The organism is Billgrantia ethanolica, assembly GCF_021404305.1.
In the GTDB taxonomy this organism is placed as follows: domain Bacteria; phylum Pseudomonadota; class Gammaproteobacteria; order Pseudomonadales; family Halomonadaceae; genus Halomonas; species Halomonas ethanolica.
The window spans coordinates 226,440-242,828 of the sequence record NZ_JABFTX010000002.1 but is presented as its reverse complement, the minus strand read 5'-3'; the positions used below and the strand labels follow the sequence as shown (position 1 = coordinate 242,828).

The 16,389-nt window shown below is 63.4% G+C and carries 14 protein-coding genes and 1 pseudogene; 8 read left to right on the top strand and 7 right to left on the bottom strand.

Annotated features, from left to right (window positions below):
• Window positions 1-12: 12 nt before the first annotated feature.
• Window positions 13-342, bottom strand: coding sequence for an antibiotic biosynthesis monooxygenase family protein (locus HOP53_RS09975; RefSeq protein ID WP_234269887.1), 330 nt, complete (start codon window positions 340-342; stop codon window positions 13-15).
• Between the two features lie 107 nt (window positions 343-449).
• On the opposite strand from HOP53_RS09975, the gene HOP53_RS09970 reads away from it, so the two are divergent.
• Complete coding sequence (locus tag HOP53_RS09970) at window positions 450-1,610, top strand: MFS transporter (RefSeq protein ID WP_234269886.1); 1,161 nt, start codon at window positions 450-452, stop codon at window positions 1,608-1,610.
• Window positions 1,611-1,617: 7 nt separating this feature from the next.
• Here the strand turns inward: HOP53_RS09970 and HOP53_RS09965 are convergent, their stop codons facing one another.
• Both HOP53_RS09965 and HOP53_RS09960 read right to left on the bottom strand, forming a co-directional pair.
• A complete protein-coding gene (locus HOP53_RS09965) occupies window positions 1,618-2,850 on the bottom strand; it encodes a DUF3422 domain-containing protein (RefSeq protein ID WP_234244154.1) in 1,233 nt (410 codons plus the stop codon).
• Between the two features lie 102 nt (window positions 2,851-2,952).
• Window positions 2,953-3,870 carry an alpha/beta hydrolase gene (locus tag HOP53_RS09960; RefSeq protein ID WP_191223531.1) on the bottom strand — a complete coding sequence of 306 codons (918 nt, stop codon included), beginning with the start codon at window positions 3,868-3,870 and terminating at the stop codon, window positions 2,953-2,955.
• Window positions 3,871-4,010: 140 nt separating this feature from the next.
• Between HOP53_RS09960 and HOP53_RS09955 the strand changes: the two genes are divergently transcribed.
• Together HOP53_RS09955 and HOP53_RS09950 are read left to right on the top strand one after the other, a co-directional pair.
• A complete protein-coding gene (locus HOP53_RS09955) occupies window positions 4,011-5,072 on the top strand; it encodes an acyltransferase family protein (protein ID WP_234269885.1) in 1,062 nt (353 codons plus the stop codon).
• 68 nt (window positions 5,073-5,140) lie between these two features.
• Window positions 5,141-6,028 (top strand): universal stress protein, encoded by an 888-nt coding sequence (locus HOP53_RS09950; RefSeq protein ID WP_234269884.1) that lies wholly within the window; start codon window positions 5,141-5,143, stop codon window positions 6,026-6,028.
• Between the two features lie 35 nt (window positions 6,029-6,063).
• Here the strand turns inward: HOP53_RS09950 and HOP53_RS09945 are convergent, their stop codons facing one another.
• Entirely contained in the window at window positions 6,064-6,783 is a 720-nt protein-coding gene (locus HOP53_RS09945) for a DUF3581 domain-containing protein (RefSeq protein ID WP_234269883.1), read from the bottom strand.
• Window positions 6,784-7,296: 513 nt separating this feature from the next.
• Between HOP53_RS09945 and HOP53_RS09940 the strand changes: the two genes are divergently transcribed.
• The 4 genes from HOP53_RS09940 (at window position 7,297) to HOP53_RS21715 (ending at window position 12,673) form a co-directional block, all read left to right on the top strand.
• A complete protein-coding gene (locus HOP53_RS09940; protein WP_234269882.1) occupies window positions 7,297-7,710 on the top strand; it encodes a hypothetical protein in 414 nt (137 codons plus the stop codon).
• The gene (locus tag HOP53_RS09935; protein ID WP_234269881.1) at window positions 7,679-8,890 is read left to right on the top strand and encodes a hypothetical protein; all 1,212 of its coding nucleotides are present in this window, start codon (window positions 7,679-7,681) and stop codon (window positions 8,888-8,890) included. Before HOP53_RS09940 ends, HOP53_RS09935 begins: the two co-directional genes overlap by 32 nt.
• Before the next feature lie 39 nt (window positions 8,891-8,929).
• Complete coding sequence (locus HOP53_RS09930) at window positions 8,930-11,755, top strand: bifunctional diguanylate cyclase/phosphodiesterase (RefSeq protein ID WP_234269880.1); 2,826 nt, start codon at window positions 8,930-8,932, stop codon at window positions 11,753-11,755.
• Between the two features lie 96 nt (window positions 11,756-11,851).
• Window positions 11,852-12,673: a PEP-CTERM/exosortase system-associated acyltransferase gene (locus HOP53_RS21715; RefSeq protein WP_422677607.1), complete on the top strand. Its 822-nt coding sequence runs from the start codon at window positions 11,852-11,854 to the stop codon at window positions 12,671-12,673.
• A gap of 3 nt (window positions 12,674-12,676) precedes the next feature.
• Here HOP53_RS21715 and HOP53_RS09920 read toward each other — a convergent pair.
• From HOP53_RS09920 to HOP53_RS09910, 3 genes and pseudogenes are all read right to left on the bottom strand, one after another.
• Window positions 12,677-13,711, bottom strand: a pseudogene (locus HOP53_RS09920) (DUF3541 domain-containing protein); the annotation flags it as partial.
• Between the two features lie 43 nt (window positions 13,712-13,754).
• Window positions 13,755-14,531 carry a trimeric intracellular cation channel family protein gene (locus HOP53_RS09915; protein WP_234269877.1) on the bottom strand — a complete coding sequence of 259 codons (777 nt, stop codon included), beginning with the start codon at window positions 14,529-14,531 and terminating at the stop codon, window positions 13,755-13,757.
• 50 nt (window positions 14,532-14,581) lie between these two features.
• The gene (locus HOP53_RS09910; protein WP_234269876.1) at window positions 14,582-15,166 is read right to left on the bottom strand and encodes a helix-turn-helix domain-containing protein; all 585 of its coding nucleotides are present in this window, start codon (window positions 15,164-15,166) and stop codon (window positions 14,582-14,584) included.
• 194 nt (window positions 15,167-15,360) lie between these two features.
• Here HOP53_RS09910 and tdh point away from each other — a divergent pair, with 194 nt between their 5' ends.
• Window positions 15,361-16,389 (top strand): L-threonine 3-dehydrogenase, encoded by a 1,029-nt coding sequence (gene tdh, locus HOP53_RS09905; RefSeq protein WP_234269875.1) that lies wholly within the window; start codon window positions 15,361-15,363, stop codon window positions 16,387-16,389.

The window sequence follows — 16,389 nt, the reverse complement described above, 5'->3', positions numbered from 1 at the left end:
CGGGGCGGTCCGCTATGAGTCGCCGAAGGAATACTCCCTCTCTACTTTGGCAATACGCACCTTGTAGGCGGCGTACCACTCGCTGCGCCCGAGCCGCTGGGCTTCGCGATGTTCGACCTGCTGCTTCCAGCGCTGGATCGATTCCAGATCCTGCCAGTAGGAAACGGTCACACCGAGCTCGTCCCGCGCCGACTCGATGCCCAGAAAGCCCGGCTGCTGGGCGGCCAGTTCGACCATACGCTCGGCCATGAGGCCGTAACCGTTGTCTTCCTCGGTACGGATGGAGGTGAAGATCACGGCATAGTAGGGTGGCGGCGGAGTGTTGGCTGGCAAGCTGCTCATGCAAATCTTCTCCCTGGGTTTTACAACCCGACTATACTCGACCGCTCGTGAGTCAACGAGGCGGCTTGCACTGCCTCGCCCAGGGAAGGACATTCAGCGGAGTTCTCATGCACATCTTGCCGACCTCTCCCCAGGTTCGGGTCACGCTGTCTTATTTCGTCACCTTCATCGCCATTGGCATGTGTACCGGCCTGCTGGGCCCGGCGCTGCCGCACCTGGCCGAGATGACAGGGTCGAGCATGGGGCAGATCGGCATCCTGTTCACCGCCCGCGCCCTTGGCACCATGCTGGGCTCGGTGCTCTCCGGCGCGCTGATCGACCGCTTCGACGGCCACCGTGTGCTGGTGGCCATGCTGCTGCTGATGGCGGCAGGCCTGTTCGCCGTTCCGTTCTCCCCGGCCTTGATGCTGCTCACGGCCGTGATGTTCCTGCTGGGCATGGCCGAGGTCTCGGTCAATGCCGGTGGCAACACCCTGCTGCTGTGGAATCACGGCCCCGCCTCGCCCCCTTGGGTCAGCGCCCTGCACTTCTGCTTCGGCCTGGGCAACATGCTCGCCCCCCTGGTCGTGGTGGCGGTGCTCTACCTGCAGCTCTCCTTCGCCTGGGCCTTCTGGTTAGTCGCGCTCTATGCGGTAGTTCTCAGCGTGCCGCTGCTGCGTCATTCGAGCCCGCGCCCACCGGATGACACGGCAAGCGACCGCCCCGACCCACCGCCCCATGACGGCGTGCGACTGGCAATCTTTCTGGCGATGTTCGGTCTTTACGTGGGCCTCGAGATCACCTTTGCCGGCTGGATCACCGCCTATGGCATGCTCAACGGCCTGGCACCGGGCGATGCGGCGCTGATGGTGACGCTGTTCTGGCTGACCCTGTCGGCGGGTCGACTGCTGGCAATCCCGCTGTTGCGGCGCCTGTCGCCGTGGAAGGTGCTGCGCGGCTGCCTGGCGCTGGGCCTGTTCAGTGCGCTGGCGCTGCACTTCCTGTGGCTGCCGCTACCGCTGGTGGCGCTGCTGTTCGGCCTGGCCTGTTCGGCCATATTTCCCATCCTGTTCGGGCTGAGCCATCAGCTGATGACCCTCAATGGGCGTACCACCGGCTGGATCTTCCTGGCCAGCGGTACCGGCGGCATGACCCTGCCCTCGCTGACCGGCCCGCTGCTGGAGCGGGCCGGTACCGGCGCCTTCCCCTTGCTGCTGGCCGCCCTGGTCGGCCTGCTGAGCCTGGGCCTCGTCGCACTGCGTGCGCGTGTCAGGCGCAGCGGCCACTGACACCGCCTCAGTGGCGCTTGACCCGCCAGATCCGCCACGCCAGCAACCCGATGATCAACCCGCCCAGCGGAGTGAGCACGGCCGCCGCCAGGTACGGCTGCACCTCGACACCGAGCCCCTTGAGGCTCTCGAGACCCAGCTTGAACAGGCTGAAGATGTAATAGCTGATGACGATGATCGAGAGCCCCTCCACCGCCTTCTGGATCTTGAGCTGGATACTGGCCCGTTCGTTCAGGCTGTTGAGAATGCTGGTGTTCTGCTCTTCGATCTCGACCTGGGCACGGGTGCGCAGCAGGTCGTTCAGGCGGGCAGCGCTCTCGGCCAGACGCTGCTGGCGCTGATGGATGGCCGCGCAGTAATGCACCGTGGGTCGAAACCGGCGCAGGATGAAGGTGCCGAGGCGCGGGCAGTCGCCGACCCTCGCCTCTCGCAGTTCCTCGATGCGGGAAAAGACGATACGCGCATAGGCTTCGGTGGCGCTGAAGCGCTGGCGCGAACGGCTGCCGCTGCGCTCCAGCCGGGCCGAGAGCTGCGACAGCGCCGTCAGCAGCGGGCGCGGGTTGGCCTCCGCCTGCTCGGCATTACGGTCGGAAAGCTCGCCCAGCTCCACCTCGTAGGCCTGCAGCTCCAGCGCCAGCTCCTTGGCCAGGGGCAGCGAGAGCGAGGCCATCATGCGATAGGTCTCGATTTCCAGCAGGCGGCGCACCATGCGCCCCAGACGAAAGGCGTTGAGGCCCGCATTGAGCAACAGCAGGCGATTGACGCCATTGTCATCCAGGCGAAAGTCGCCCCACACCGTGGCATCGCCGCCGCCCACCTGCGAACCGGCGGGGTCGGCGAAACCGTAGGCCTCGGCGCTGCCCCGCCAGGTATCGCTGCCTTCCGCCAATACCAGGGTGGCATTGATCAGGGTCGCGCTGCAGGCATCCACGACCTGCGCCAGCCAGGCCGGCGGCGCCGGCCAGGGCTCGCTATCCGGCACCTTCGGCACCATCAGGGTGAGGGTGGAGAACTCGGTGTGCCGCTCCCACTTCAGCACCGCCTCATCCAGGGTGACGATCTGCTGAACCCGCTCGGTATCGAAGGCAAGACCGGTGGTCTCGCTCAGGCTCGCCAGCAGGCCGGCGTGCTCCTCGGCGTCGGCGAGGAAGGCGTAATGGTGGACATGAGCCGGTTCCGCGAAGTAGATCGACGGGCGGGCGTGCAGCTCATTGTGAAGATGTTGGCGCTGTGGGTGCATTGAGGGAGAGCCTGAAAGGGAGCGAGCCTTGAGACTAAAGTCTGCAGGGCGCTTCGCCAACCCCGCTTTCGGCCCTCACCCACCCTCACTTGGGAGGGCGGCTCAAGGAGCTTCGGCGACCTTCTCCTCCGCCACGCGGCTTTCGGCCAGCGTCTCGAGCGGCACCGGCCCCTGCAGGAAGCGCCCCACCCAGGTCAGGGCATTGGGCAGGCTGGCACGCCAAACGCGCCAGGTATGTCCGCCGTTGAGCACTTCCATGGTCACCAGCTCGGGCTGGTACGGGAGCAATGCCTGACGCACGACTCGGGCGTGATGCTCGGCGTTGTAGGGGTCGCGATGCCCGGCACTCAGGTAGAGCGGCACGACCTCCTCCCGCTCCAGGTAGTCGGTCAGGTAGGCGGTGTAGTTGCTGCGCTGCCAGAGTGCTTCGTCGAACCGTCCCGCCGCATCGAGAAAGGCCGGGTGCCGCCACGCCGTGGAACGCCGGGGCGGCAACGGGTGATAGCTCGCCGGGCTCAGCGCCGCGGCCGCGGCGAACAGCTCGGGACGTTCGAGGATGAAGTTGAGGGTGCCGTAACCACCGGCGGAGAGCCCGCCGATGGCGCGCCACTCACGCTGCGGTACGACGCGCCAGGCCTGTTCGATGTAGGGCATGAGTTCGTCGAGAAAGGCCGTGCGGGCCGCTTCGTTGTGGCCGTCGATCCACCAGCTCTCGCTGCCGGGCATGACGATGACCATGGGCGGCATACGCCCTTCGCGAATCAGGCGGTCGGCGGTCTGCCTGAGCCCGCCGCTCTCGACCCAGTCCCGCTCGCTGCCGAAGGAGCCATGCAACAGATACAGGACGGGGTAGGCCTGCTCGCTCTCGTGATAGCCTTCCGGCAGGTAGAGGGCGTAGGGATAGTCGCGCCCCAGAACCTCCGAAGCGAAACGATGGTAGGTGACCTCGCCGGCCTGCAGCTTGCCCATCCAGAGCAGAGCCAGGCTCAGCAGAGCGGCAAGGGTATGTCTGATCGTCATGGCACTCCTGCTCCTTGTGCCGCAGCGCGAACATTCGCTAGCGTGATAATGGAATCTTTCCGTCTCGACATGGTCCGACATTGAGTCGACGGCCGATGTTCCTCGCACGGGTTTTCTAGACCAAGGAAGGCAAGAGATACATGAAGCGGATCGAAGAAATCTACTGGCTGCGCTTCTATGGCTGCCTGGCGGTCTTCGGCTTCCATTTTCTCGATCGGCTCAATCAGCATATCGATAACGTCTATGTCGATCTGGCCCGCATCCCGACCGTGCTCGGCACGCCCATCTTCATCTTCATCTCGATCTTTCTGTTCTCGATGCGCTACGGCAATCAGCCTCCGTCCGGCTTTCTGCTCAAGCGCCTGCAGTACGTCATGGTGCCCTACTTCGTCTACGGCTTGATCTATTCGATGACGAAGTACATCAACCTGCATCGCCAGGGTGAGCCGGTCGGCCTGGTCGAAAACCTGACCGAGTACCTCGTCTTCGCCGGCTGGCACGGCTATTTCCTGATCATCGCCATGCAGTTCTACGCCTTCTACTGGCTCTACTGCCGCTATGACCTCGCACGCTGGCTGCCGTCCGGTCCGTGGTTACTGATCGGCAGCGCCATCGGCATCGCCTACTGGGGGCTGACCCGCTGGCTCGGCATCGAACCGCCGGGCTACCTGCTGTGGATCGCACCGCTCGGTTGGATCTACCTGTTCTTCCTGGCCATGCTGGTGGTGAAGTACTACCCGCAGCTCGCTCCCGAGCGACTGAAGGAAGTGCCCTGGCTCAAGTGGCTGTCCCGGCCGGAGCTGCTGCTGGCCTACATTGCCGTCATCGTCCTGCTCACGCTGCCGGGCTGGCTGGAGTACTCCTCCAAGGAAACCTGGGTGGTACCGCTCTTCATTCTGTTCACGCTGTTCGCCGTGACCCGTCTGCGCAATCTGCACGCCACGCCCATGGTGAAGGCCGTCAACCGCTACTCTTTCGGCATCTACCTGGCGCATCCGATGTTCTTCGCCATCGTCGATTTCGCCGGTGAGTTCGTGGCGCTGTCCTTACCCGCCTATGCCCTGCTGCTGATCGTGGTCGGCATGACCGGCTCGATCGCTTTGAGCCGGATCGCCAACGAGTTGCCTTGGGGCGGCATGCTGTTCGGCAAGACCCTGCACGTGCCGAGCGAGCAGCAGACGCCCGCCCCTCAAGTGCGCTAGGCTAAGCCAAGGCGAGGGTCAATGGGCCGTTCAGCCATACCACTCATTGGACTTCAGGGGGAATTCGCATGCATGAGCCTCTTTCGCTCGTGATCGTACCGGTGGACGGCTCGCCTGCGGCAGATGCCGCCACGCAACATGCCGCCCTGCTCACCGAGCTGCTGAAGGCGCGGCTGCAGCTGGTGCATGTCATGCCCCTCAATCCGGCCGAGCTCAGCGACGTGCCGGCCAACCGCCTCGCCGAAGCGGATCGCGACCGCTCACAGCGACTGGAAGCAGCACAGGCGGCCTTCGCGCATGCCAGAAGGCTTGTTCCCGAGGCCCTCCAACCTTCGTTGAAGGAAGTAACCTTGGAAGAAGAGAGCTTCGTGCGTCACCCCGCCCGTACCATCATCGAGCATGCTCGCAGCCAGCCGGGCTGTCTGCTGGTGATCGGGGCGCGCCACCTCAGCGATTTCGCCAAGTTCATGGAGGGCAGCGTGAGCAACGAGGTGGTGCACAAGGTGGGCTGTCCGATCACCATCGTTCACCCCGAAGCCACCGCAAGCGGCGAACTCATGGACAGCGTGCTGCTGCCGATCGATGGCTCCCGGCACAGCAACCGCGCCGCCGCCTTGGCCGGAGAGCTGGCGCGACGTGCCGGCGCCACGGTGGAGCTGTTGTACTGCCGTCCGGCAGATACGCCACAGCCCAGCTCAGAGGAGCGAGACGAGTCCGAGCAGATCTTCGAGCAGGCACGCCAGCACCTCGGGGAAGTCCCGGCCGGTATCGCCACGCGCATGCTGGTGGGTGAGGACTATGCGGTAGCGATCACCGACTTCGCTCACGGTCTTCCCGGCAATCCCGTCATCGTCATGGGCCGCCGCGGGCTAGGTGCTCTGCACGAAAAACTGGTCGGCAGCGTGAGCCATCGCGTGATCGATCTGGCCCACTGCCCGGTAACCGTCATGGTGTAGCACTGCATGGTGCGGCGCTCAGTGCCCTCGATACTTCAGGCTTCCTGCGCGCTCTCGTAAGCTGCCTTGAGCCGGTAGAACTCGGCGACGATTGCCTCCATGGCCGCCGGGTCGTACTCGCTGAGTCCGCTTACGACCAGCTTCTTCGAACCGCTGCCCACCACCTCTCCGCGATCGACGATGCGGAACTCGAGCTTCACGTCGCCCCGCTTACCGTTGACCTCCAGGCGGGAATCGACCAGTTCGAGAGTCGGGCCGGTCAGATCGGTGCGCTCGAGCGAGAAGCCCATGCTGTCGTAGATCACCAGCGGGCGCTTGGGATTGAACATCACGCCCTGGTCTTCGAGCAGAGGCTTGAGCACGTGGGGAAAGTTCTTCCCGGAAAAGGCCACGTAGCAGCGCGTGAAGGCTTCGATGGCGACGGCATCATGATTCTCAGCGCCGGAGCGCCCGACCGCCAGATACTGCTTGCCCTCGTCATCCTTGACCTCGACCTGGCCCGAGTCGCTCTCCTCGAGGCTCAGCGGCGTGCCGTCTCCCACCATACTGCGAAAATGGAAATCCATCCGCTGCGAGAGTCCGAAACGGCTCAGCACCAGAGCAAAGAGTAAGTCCCCAGGAACGCAGAAGCGCCGGGCATCGGCATCGTGTATCGGGTTGAAGTCGCCGGCAATGCGCTTGGCGAAGTCACTTGCCTGCTGGGCCGAGATACGCACGCGTGAGCCCGTCTGGGTATGGTAAGGATCGAGAAACATGAGAGTTCTGGCCTGTCCTTGGTTGGAATGCCTCAAAGATAGCGATGATGATGCCATATTTTTTCCTCGCCGAGGTCCCTTCGAGCCGAGCTGGGCACACCGGGAACACCTGCCGGCCAGCCGGGCGCTGCTGCGCCTCGCCCGGCCACACATAACCCGTTGAATCTATGTTACTGTGCCGAGAGGGTGTTGGTGGCATCATGAGTGCCATGGCCCGGGGTAGTCTCGTCACGGCGGTGAAATGCCTATATTGTGCAACGACACCCAGAGGCTAAAGTACGATACATAATCAACAGGGAGCATGACTTGCCGGGGCGGGGGTGAAACTCGGCAAGGGGGATCGGGGGATATCATTATCGATACGCTCATGAAGTCCTGGCTTTCCGCCGCTGACAATGGGCCAGGCATGAGAGTCGTCTTGTCCGACGGCATCGTGTCGCAGCCGTTCGCACTCGCCACTCCGCATCGACCCAATCTTCGGGAAGGTGGCGCGTGGCCGGGGTGATCCGTTTGATGCTTCTGCCACTGTTGGTGGCACTTCTGCCTCTGTCGGCCCACGCCGCGGAGCGTCAGGTCGTGCTCATTGCCCATCCTCAGGTGGCCAACACCTCCCTGACCCGCGATACCACTCGAGCCATCTTTGCCATGCGGCAGCGCAGCTGGCCGGATGGGCAAGCCGTTCGCGTCTTCGTTCTGCCCAACAACCATCCCGTTCATGCCCGCTTCGCCAAGGAGCGGCTCACGGTATATCCACACCAGCTTCAGCTGGCCTGGGACCGCATGGTCTTCTCGGGTACAGGGCAGGCACCCAGTCAGGTCGGCAGTCAGATCGAGATGCTGGAACGCGTCGCCACCACGCCTGGCGCCCTTGGGTATCTGGAAAGGGAGTATCTGGATGATCGAGTCCAAGTCGTTACCATGGAGTAGTCGTCGCTCGCGCTCGCTGCTGCTGATGCTGGCCTTGGGTTGGGCGCCGGCCGCGATGGCGGAGGGCGTCATGGATACCCTGCAGTTGCACGGGTTCCTGAGCCAGGCGTACGTGGTCTCCGACCATAATGACTTCTTCGGCCCCAGCAGCAGTGGCGGCAGCCTCAAGTACACCGAGATCGGCGCCAATGCTTCGATCCGGCCGCACAAAGACGTTCTGCTCGCCGCACAGGTGCTCAGCCGCCGAGCCGGCGGCGATGGCAGCGATGCCAGGCCGGCGCTCGACTACGGCGTCATCGACTACCAGCCCTTTTCCAACCAGCAAAGGACCCTGGGCATCCAGATCGGGCGCTTCAAGAATCCGCTCGGGTTCTACAATCAGACCCGAGATGTCGCTTTTACCCGACCCAGCATCCTGCTCCCGCAGTCGATCTATTTCGATCGTACCCGCTCGCTCGGCCTCGCTGCGGACGGTATGACCGTCTATCACGAGGAGCGTCTGCCTACCGGCATCATTCGTACCCAGGTCGGGGTGGGTGACATCCAGGCCGGGGACGACCTCAGGCGCACCATGCGCCTCGAAGATACTCCCGGCTCACTCGAGCCTCGCCGCTCGGCAATAGGCCAGGTACGCTACGAGCATGACGGCGGGCGCATCGTTGCAGCCCTCAGTGCCGCCAACGCCCGTGCACGCTTCGTCTCCGACGCCCCGGGGATGAGCGATGGCACTTTCGACTTCCAGCCCTGGATCCTGTCGTTGCAGTACAACGCAGAACTTTGGAGCCTGACCGGCGAGTATGCACTGCGACACTCGACGCTGGACGGCTTCGCCAACCCCTTCCTCAATTTCGATGTCACCGGGGAAAGCTGGTACTTGCAGTATACGCGCCGTTTTCATGAGAACTGGCAGTGGCTGGTTCGCTACGACAGCTTGGTCAGCAACAGAGACGACCGCTCCGGAAGCACGTTCGAAGCCATGGGGGGAGGGCCGGCCCACACTCAATATGCCAAGGACATTACACTGGGGCTGCAATGGCGTGTGACACCCCGCGTTCTGCTCGCTGCCGAGTATCACCATATCGATGGTACCGCCTGGCTGCCGCTGCAGGACGAGCCCGACCCCAGCGAGACGCGACGGCGCTGGAATATGCTGCTTTTCCAGCTCTCGCTGCGCTTCTGAAACCATCGTTTCCCATCGAACCGGTCAGGGATTGTCCGCATGAGCCGCTCCGACTTCCAAGCACGCCGGCCCCGTCTCAGCCTGACCTGGCGGGTGCTGGCGCTGAGCAGCTTGCTGCTGCTGGTGCTGGCTGGGCTGTTCACGTGGCTCGGGCATGCCAACCTGACCCGCCAGTTCGAGGAAAGCCGCAGGGAGAGCAACGAACGGGAGGTGCGTGAGATACAGCTGGCTCTGCAGCGCTCAGAGGTGAGCCTGCAACAGATTGCCGCACTGACAGCTGCGTCTCCCGACCTGGGGCCGGCTCTGGACGGGAACGACCGGACAGCGCTGATAAACTCCCTGACGTCCCAGTGGCCAACGCTGCAACTCGAAGCCGGTGTCGACGAAATCCTGGTGTTCGACGCCCAGGGCCGCCAACTGGCCGACTGGGGAGCCGGACAGGCCGACAAGGAGCGTCCCGTTCAGGACTGGGTACGCCAGGTGATGGAAACCGAATTTCCGCTTTCGGCCCTGCGCTGTGCCAACGACTGTCGCCAGTACGCAGCGGTGCCCATTCTGGTCGGGGGTGAAAGCGTCGGCATGGTGATACTGTCTCGCTCCCTGGCCGACGTGACTCGTCAGGCCCAGCAGGTATCCGGCAGTGACGTCGCCCTGTTGATCACCGGGGGGCGCGAGGTGGAGATCATGCCCGATCGCCACTTGACGAACTGGAATGGCCATCTGGTCGCCATGACTCACCCGGAGCACTACCTGCCGCTGCTTGGCCAGGCCTCGCAGACAGCCATGCTCAGCGACATTCTCGAAACACCGCTGCGCCTGCAATACCGGGGCCGCGATTATGAGCTATCCGCCGTACGCATGGAGGCCGACGAGGCTCGTCGCAGTAGCGGCTTCTTTCTGCTGGCCGCCGATATCACCTATCAGATACGCGCCATTCAGGAGAACACGCGTAACCTGCTACTGGTAGGCATCGGTGGCTGGCTGGCGGCCGAGCTGCTGCTGCTGGCGATCCTGCTGCAGCCCATGGCCAGGCTGCGCCGATTGGCGGGGGTGCTGCCCGCTCTGGCTCACGGCGGCTTTGCCGAAGCCCGCAGGGCCATTCCGCCACCGAGCCAGCGCCTGGAAGATGAGATCGATGTCCTGGAAGGCACGACACTGGCCCTCTCCGACCAGTTGGAGGCGCTGGAACATGAGGTCACCGCACGTGGTCAGCAATTGGCCGAACGGGTCGAGGAGCTGGCCCGGGAGCGCGATTTCGTCGGCAGCCTGCTGGATACGGCGCGGGTCTTCATCGTGACTCAGGACGACCAGGATCGCATCACTCTCGTCAATGACTATGCGCTCTCCACGCTATCGATGCAGGAAGAGCGACTCCTGGGCCGCCGCTTCGACGACGTATTCACCCCTCGCCCAAGCGGCAGCCCGGAAGACCTGTCATCCCAGGAAGAGCGCAGCCTGGTGACGGCGGATGGACGTCAGCGCACCATTGCCTGGTATCACGCGCCGCTGGCAACCCGCGGCGACGACCGTGCGGCACGCATCTCGGTCGGGCTCGACATCACCGAACGCAAGCTGGCCGAGGCACGGCTCACGTGGCTGGCCGAGCGCGACCCGTTGACCGAGCTCTACAATCGGCGCTACTTCCAAGAGGCGCTCGGCACGGTCATGCAGCGAGGCCGCAGCGGCGCGGTACTACTGCTCGATATCGACCACTTCAAGGACGTCAACGAGCTAAGCGGCCATCACACAGGGGACCGGCTGTTACGCATGGTGGCCGATACCCTGTTCCAGGAGTTCGGCCATTACGGCATCATCGCACGGCTGGGCGGCGACGAGTTCGCACTGCTGCTGGAGGGCGCCGATACCCGCAAGGCCATCAGCATCGCCAAGCAGATAACACCGCTGCTGGACGGCACCGGCCTGGACGCAGGTGGCCAGCGTCACCGGGCAACGGCCAGCCTCGGTATCGCGCTGTTCCCGATCCATGGCGACAACCCCGCTGATTTGATGGCCAACGCCGACCTGGCCATGTACAAGGCCAAGGAGAGCAGCGCCCAGCGTTGGCACCTGCTCTCGACACTTGAGCGGGCCAAGGATGAGTTGCAGGAACGCGTCTACTGGGTAGAGCGTATTCGTCAGGCCATCGACGAGGAAGGCTTCGAACTCATGGCACAGCCGATCATGCGCCTGAGTGACGGCGACGTCCGCCATTACGAAGTGCTGCTGCGCATGTTGGGCCCCAAGGGTTCTCTCATCTCACCGGCCTATTTCATTCCCGTGGCCGAGCGCAGCGGTCAGATCGTACAGATCGACCGCTGGGTGCTCCGCCACAGCCTGCGCGCGCTGAGCCGCGTGCAAGCCCAGGGCATCAGTCTTTCCGTCAACCTGTCGGGCCAGTCTTTGCACGACGAAGGACTCAAGCAGTTTCTCGTCGAGGAACTTGCCGTCAGCGGCGCAGATCCGCATTACTTGATTCTTGAGATTACCGAGACCGCCGCCGTGACCGATTTTTCCAGTGCACGGGGCGTTCTGCAGGCACTGCGCGACCTTGGCTGTCGCACGGCTCTGGACGACTTCGGTGTCGGCTTCAGCAGTTTCCACTATCTGGGCGAGCTACCCGTCGATTTCATCAAGATCGACGGCGCCTTCATTCGCACCCTGCTGACCAACACGGAGAGTCAGGTCATCGTCAAGGCCATAGCCGATATCGCCACTGGCTTTGGCAAGAAAGCCATTGCCGAATTCGTCGACCAGGAAGCATTGATACCGCTGCTGTCTTCCTATGGCATCGAGTATGGACAAGGCTATCACCTGGGCAAGCCGGCGCTGCTCAATGACACCTTTCGAACCATTCTCGAGCGCTGAACTGTCTTAACCAACGATTTGAAGCTGAACTCTACTAACCAACGATTTGAAGAAGAGGCAATGTCATCAGGTCATAATTAAAGCAAGGAGCGCAACATGCGACGCAGCAAGCGCCAACAGCAGGGGGCGGGCAACCGCAGCGAGGCTTTCAGGCAGCTCGACAAGGATTTCGCTTTCAAGCTCGCCTGTGACGACAAGGACCGACACCGCGTCTATCGGCTGAGATACCGGGTCTATTGCCAGGAGATCGGCTATAGCCCACCCAACGATGACGACAGGGCTCTGGAACAGGATGCCTATGATGCCAATGCCCTGCATTGTCTGCTTGAACACAGAGCGTCAGGTATTGCGGCAGGCTGCTTTCGACTGGTACTGCCCGCTTCTGACGATACGCAAGCGAAGATAAAACTGCCTCTTCAGGAGTACGGCGGCAGAAGCCTGACCCACTCCTTGCTTCACCCCGATCGCCTCCCCATCAAGGAAATCTGCGAGATATCACGCTTCGCCACGGCCCGAGAGTTCCGTAATCGGCCGATCAAGCACGAGACGCTGGGCGAAAACAGCATCGCTTACGAGTTCTCGCCCGAGGAGCGACGCGTCTTTCCGCTGTTGACCATTGCGCTGTTCCTCGCGACGCATAGCCTGGTCGACCTGGTCGGTAGACGTCATATCTTCGCCATGATGGCTTCGCGTCTGCCCCGGCTGCTGGCCATGTCGGGTTTTCGCTTCACGCGGGTCGGTGATGCCATCGAGCTGCATGGCCGTCGCCACGCCTTCTATATCGACAACCATGTGGCGCAGCGGGACATGAACCGCGAGCTGGCGGAGCCCTACCGGCAGATACATCGACAGCTCGCTCCTCAGTTGGCTCTTGCCCTGGCTGGCAGAGATCTCATGAGCTTGGTGGAGCCTTCGTGACAGGTTGGGGCCGGGATACAGGTACCCCGGCCAGCCGAGCACCATGATCGCCAGCACGTTGCGGTGCTCACCGCGTTCCAGGTCGGTATCGCCGTCCGGCGACGGGATGATGCCCGCTCGAGGATCGACGGCTTGCATCAGGTGGCGGCGTAGCCGTGCCACCGCCGGGTCATTCTCCAGCCCCGCCAGCAGAAAGCTGAGCGCGACTTCGGCCATGATGTCCTCCGTGGCTTCGTCCAGAATGCGCTCGATCTCGGCACGGAAGGCGGCAAGGATCCAGGCATGCTGCTCAACCGACACCCTGCGCTGATAGTATCGGCTGTCGGCGATCACCATGTGCGTCATGCCATAGAGCCGATTACGGTAATCGTTCTTGCCCAGGGCCGGCACGGCATCGGCGGGATAGACGGAATGAAACGCCGCCTCCATGTCGTCCCGCAGGTCGACGATGCCGAGCTGCTGAAGGAAATGAGCCTGATTCGCCACCTGGGCGGCATAGATCTTCATCACATCTGGGTCGGTCAGAAAGCGCTGCCATTCCAGGCTGGCCAGGTAGTCGAGCGCACGTTCATGCTCGGGCAATGTGTCCAGCAGTCCGTAGTAGTCTGCCTGAATCAGGCGGAAGAGCAGCTGCCGGCCGAAGGCGATCTCGCCCCATTCGGCCAGCATGGCCCCACGGGCACGCTGTCTGGCGGTACGCTGCGGGTAGTTCGCCATCACCTCCCGAGTACGAGCCGCCGCGAAGCCGGGCGTCTCGAGGCCGGCAATGTCGCGTCCGAGCTGCTTCAACAGCAGGCGCCCATGCCTCTCGAGGGGCTCGAGGTAGCGCGAATCGCCACTGATGCGGTAGAGCCGCTGGGCATAATGACGCTGCTTGTCGAGGGGCATGGTCGGCAGAGCATCGTCGTAGACCCCCCGGAGCGCCTGAGCGGCCGACTGCTCCTCGCGTGTCGGTCCATCGCGCGCCGGTCCATCATGCAAGGGCTCGATGGCGCAGGCTGTGAGCGCGACCAGCAGAAGCACCACGAGCCAGCCCATGGGCTTGGAGAAAGCTGCGTGAAGGGCTCGCCTCGACTTCGCTTCAGTCACTGTCTTTGTCTCGCTGTCTGCGCTGCTGACTGGGTGAGATCATGCGCACCCTGACCTTGGTGCGGGGCTTGGGCTGCTCCGACGGACCGCCTTGGGCCCCCTCTTGCTCAGGGTCCGATGCAACCGGTGCCTGAACCTCTTGCGGCGGACGGATCACAACCCAGGCGAAAACCGGCAGCGTGAGCTGCCAGTGGATGGCCGCCAGGCGCAACCCCAGGGTCACCGCCAGCGCCAGGCCGATGGCAACTCCGGCCGGCACGCCCAGCGCCCCCAGCCCCACGTAGGTGATACCACCGGCAATCGAGGCCGTGGCGTACACCTCCTGGCGCAGTACCATCGGTACGCGCCGGGCCAGCACGTCACGCACCATGCCGCCGGCCACCCCCGTCAACAGTCCCATCAACACCGCCACTACGCCAGGCGCCTCGAGCTGTAACGCCTTGTGGGCGCCGATCACCGTGAACAGCGCCAGGCCGAAGGCATCGGCAATCGGCAGGAAGCTCCGGGAGAGGCGATGGATGTAATGAAAGCCGACGATGGAAAGGCCGACGGTAGCGAGAATCACCCACAGATAGGTAGGGTCGGCGACCCAGAACACCGGCCGTACGCCCAGTACCAGGTCGCGCAGCGTGCCGCCACCAATGCCGGTGACCGCCGCCAGCACCAGCATGCCGAAGGGGTCCATGCGTGAGCGGCAGGCCAGTATTACGCCCGAGAGAGCGAAGACCACCACCCCTGCCATATCCAGCCAATACACCAGAGCCGCCAAGTCGTTCTCCTGCAATACGGACAGCAAATGCTGGGCAGACTACTGCGCTTTCACTGATAGGTCACGACGAGAAAACTCACCAGCTCCACTTCACCGCAGTTCTCGATGACGTGCTCGAGGTCGGCATGGTAATGCGCCGAGTCGCCAGGGCTCAGCTCACAGCGATTCTCCCCCGCCACGACTCGCGCCTGCCCCTGAGTGACGGTCAGCAGCTCTCGCGTGCCCTCGAAGTGAGCCGCGCTCTGCAGGCGCGCACCGGGCGCCAGTCGCACCTCGTAGAACTCCACGTTCTTCTCCATGTGCAGCGGCGAAAGGGTGCGGATACGGCAGTCCTGATCGTCACGGAACAGCTGGCTGGCGTCGTCGCCGCGCACTACTTCGATGCGCGACGCCGTCCAGGGCTGGTCGACCAGATCACCGATGTTCATGCCGAAGGCCTGGGCGATACGCAGCGTTACCGCCAGGGTCGGATTGGCCTTGCCGCGCTCGATCTGACTGAGCATCGAGCGACTGACGCCAGAAGCCGCTGCCAACTGCTCCAGGGTGAGCCCGCGCCTCTTGCGCAGCTCGATGACCCGGCTCGGGAGGCTACCCGCTTCCGTTTGCCCTTCGTCTGCCGTCGTGGTGTCACTCACTTCACTTTTCCCCTATACCCAAGAGATGCCCGCCAACAACTGAATTCCACTATGCGAGAAAAAAATCTTGCAAGAGGGAATTATTCTGCAATACTGGAATTCATTCCCTCATACTAAACCTCATGCGGGGAATTGCCAGTACCTATCGCTCCTCAACCGCCTGAACCCTCCAACCACAAGTCAGGAAGGTAGACATGAAAGCACTGATCAAGAAAGAGGCGTCACCCGGCCTCTGGCTGGAAGAGGTGCCGGACCCACAGGTCGGCATCAACGACGTGCTGATCAAGGTGAAGCGCACCGCCATTTGCGGCACCGACGTACATATCTACAACTGGGACAGCTGGGCCCAGAAGACCATCCCGGTGCCCATGGTGGTGGGCCATGAGTTCGTCGGAGAGATCGTCGAGGTGGGCTCCAACGTCAATGATTTCCACCCGGGGCAGATCGTCTCCGGAGAGGGTCATGTAGTGTGCGGGCGCTGCCGCAACTGTCTGGCCGGGCGCCGCCACCTGTGTGCCCACACCAGCGGTGTGGGGGTCAACCGGCCGGGGGCCTTCGCCGAGTACGTGGCCCTGCCCATGTCCAACGTGTGGGAACACAAGCCTGGCATCGACCTCGACGTGGCCGCCATTTTCGACCCGCTGGGCAACGCCGTACATACCGCACTGCAGTTCGACCTGCTCGGCGAGGACGTGCTGATCACCGGGGCCGGACCGATCGGCGCCATGGCCGCGGCGGTGTGTCGCCACGCCGGGGCTCGTCACGTGGTGGTCACCGATCTCAACCCGGGGCGGCTCGAGCTGGCCAAGCGCCTGGGCGCCACCCGCACCGTGGACGTGCGCCGCGAGACGCTGCCCGAGGTTCAGCGCGAGCTGGGATTGACCGAAGGCTTCGACGTGGGCCTGGAGATGTCCGGCAGCCCCGCCGCCTTCCGCGACATGCTGGCCAACATGTGCCACGGCGGCAAGATCTCCATGCTCGGCATCCCCACCGAGGAGATCGCCATCGACTGGAACACGGTGATCTTCAACATGCTGACGCTCAAGGGCATCTACGGCCGCGAGATGTACGAGACCTGGTACAAGATGTCGGTGATGATCGACTCCGGCCTCGACATCTCACCGGTTATCACCCATCGCCTGCCCTACACCGAGTTCCAGCAAGGTTTCGATGCCATGCTGAACGGTGAAGCGAGCAAGGTCGTTCTCAACTGGGAGTCATGA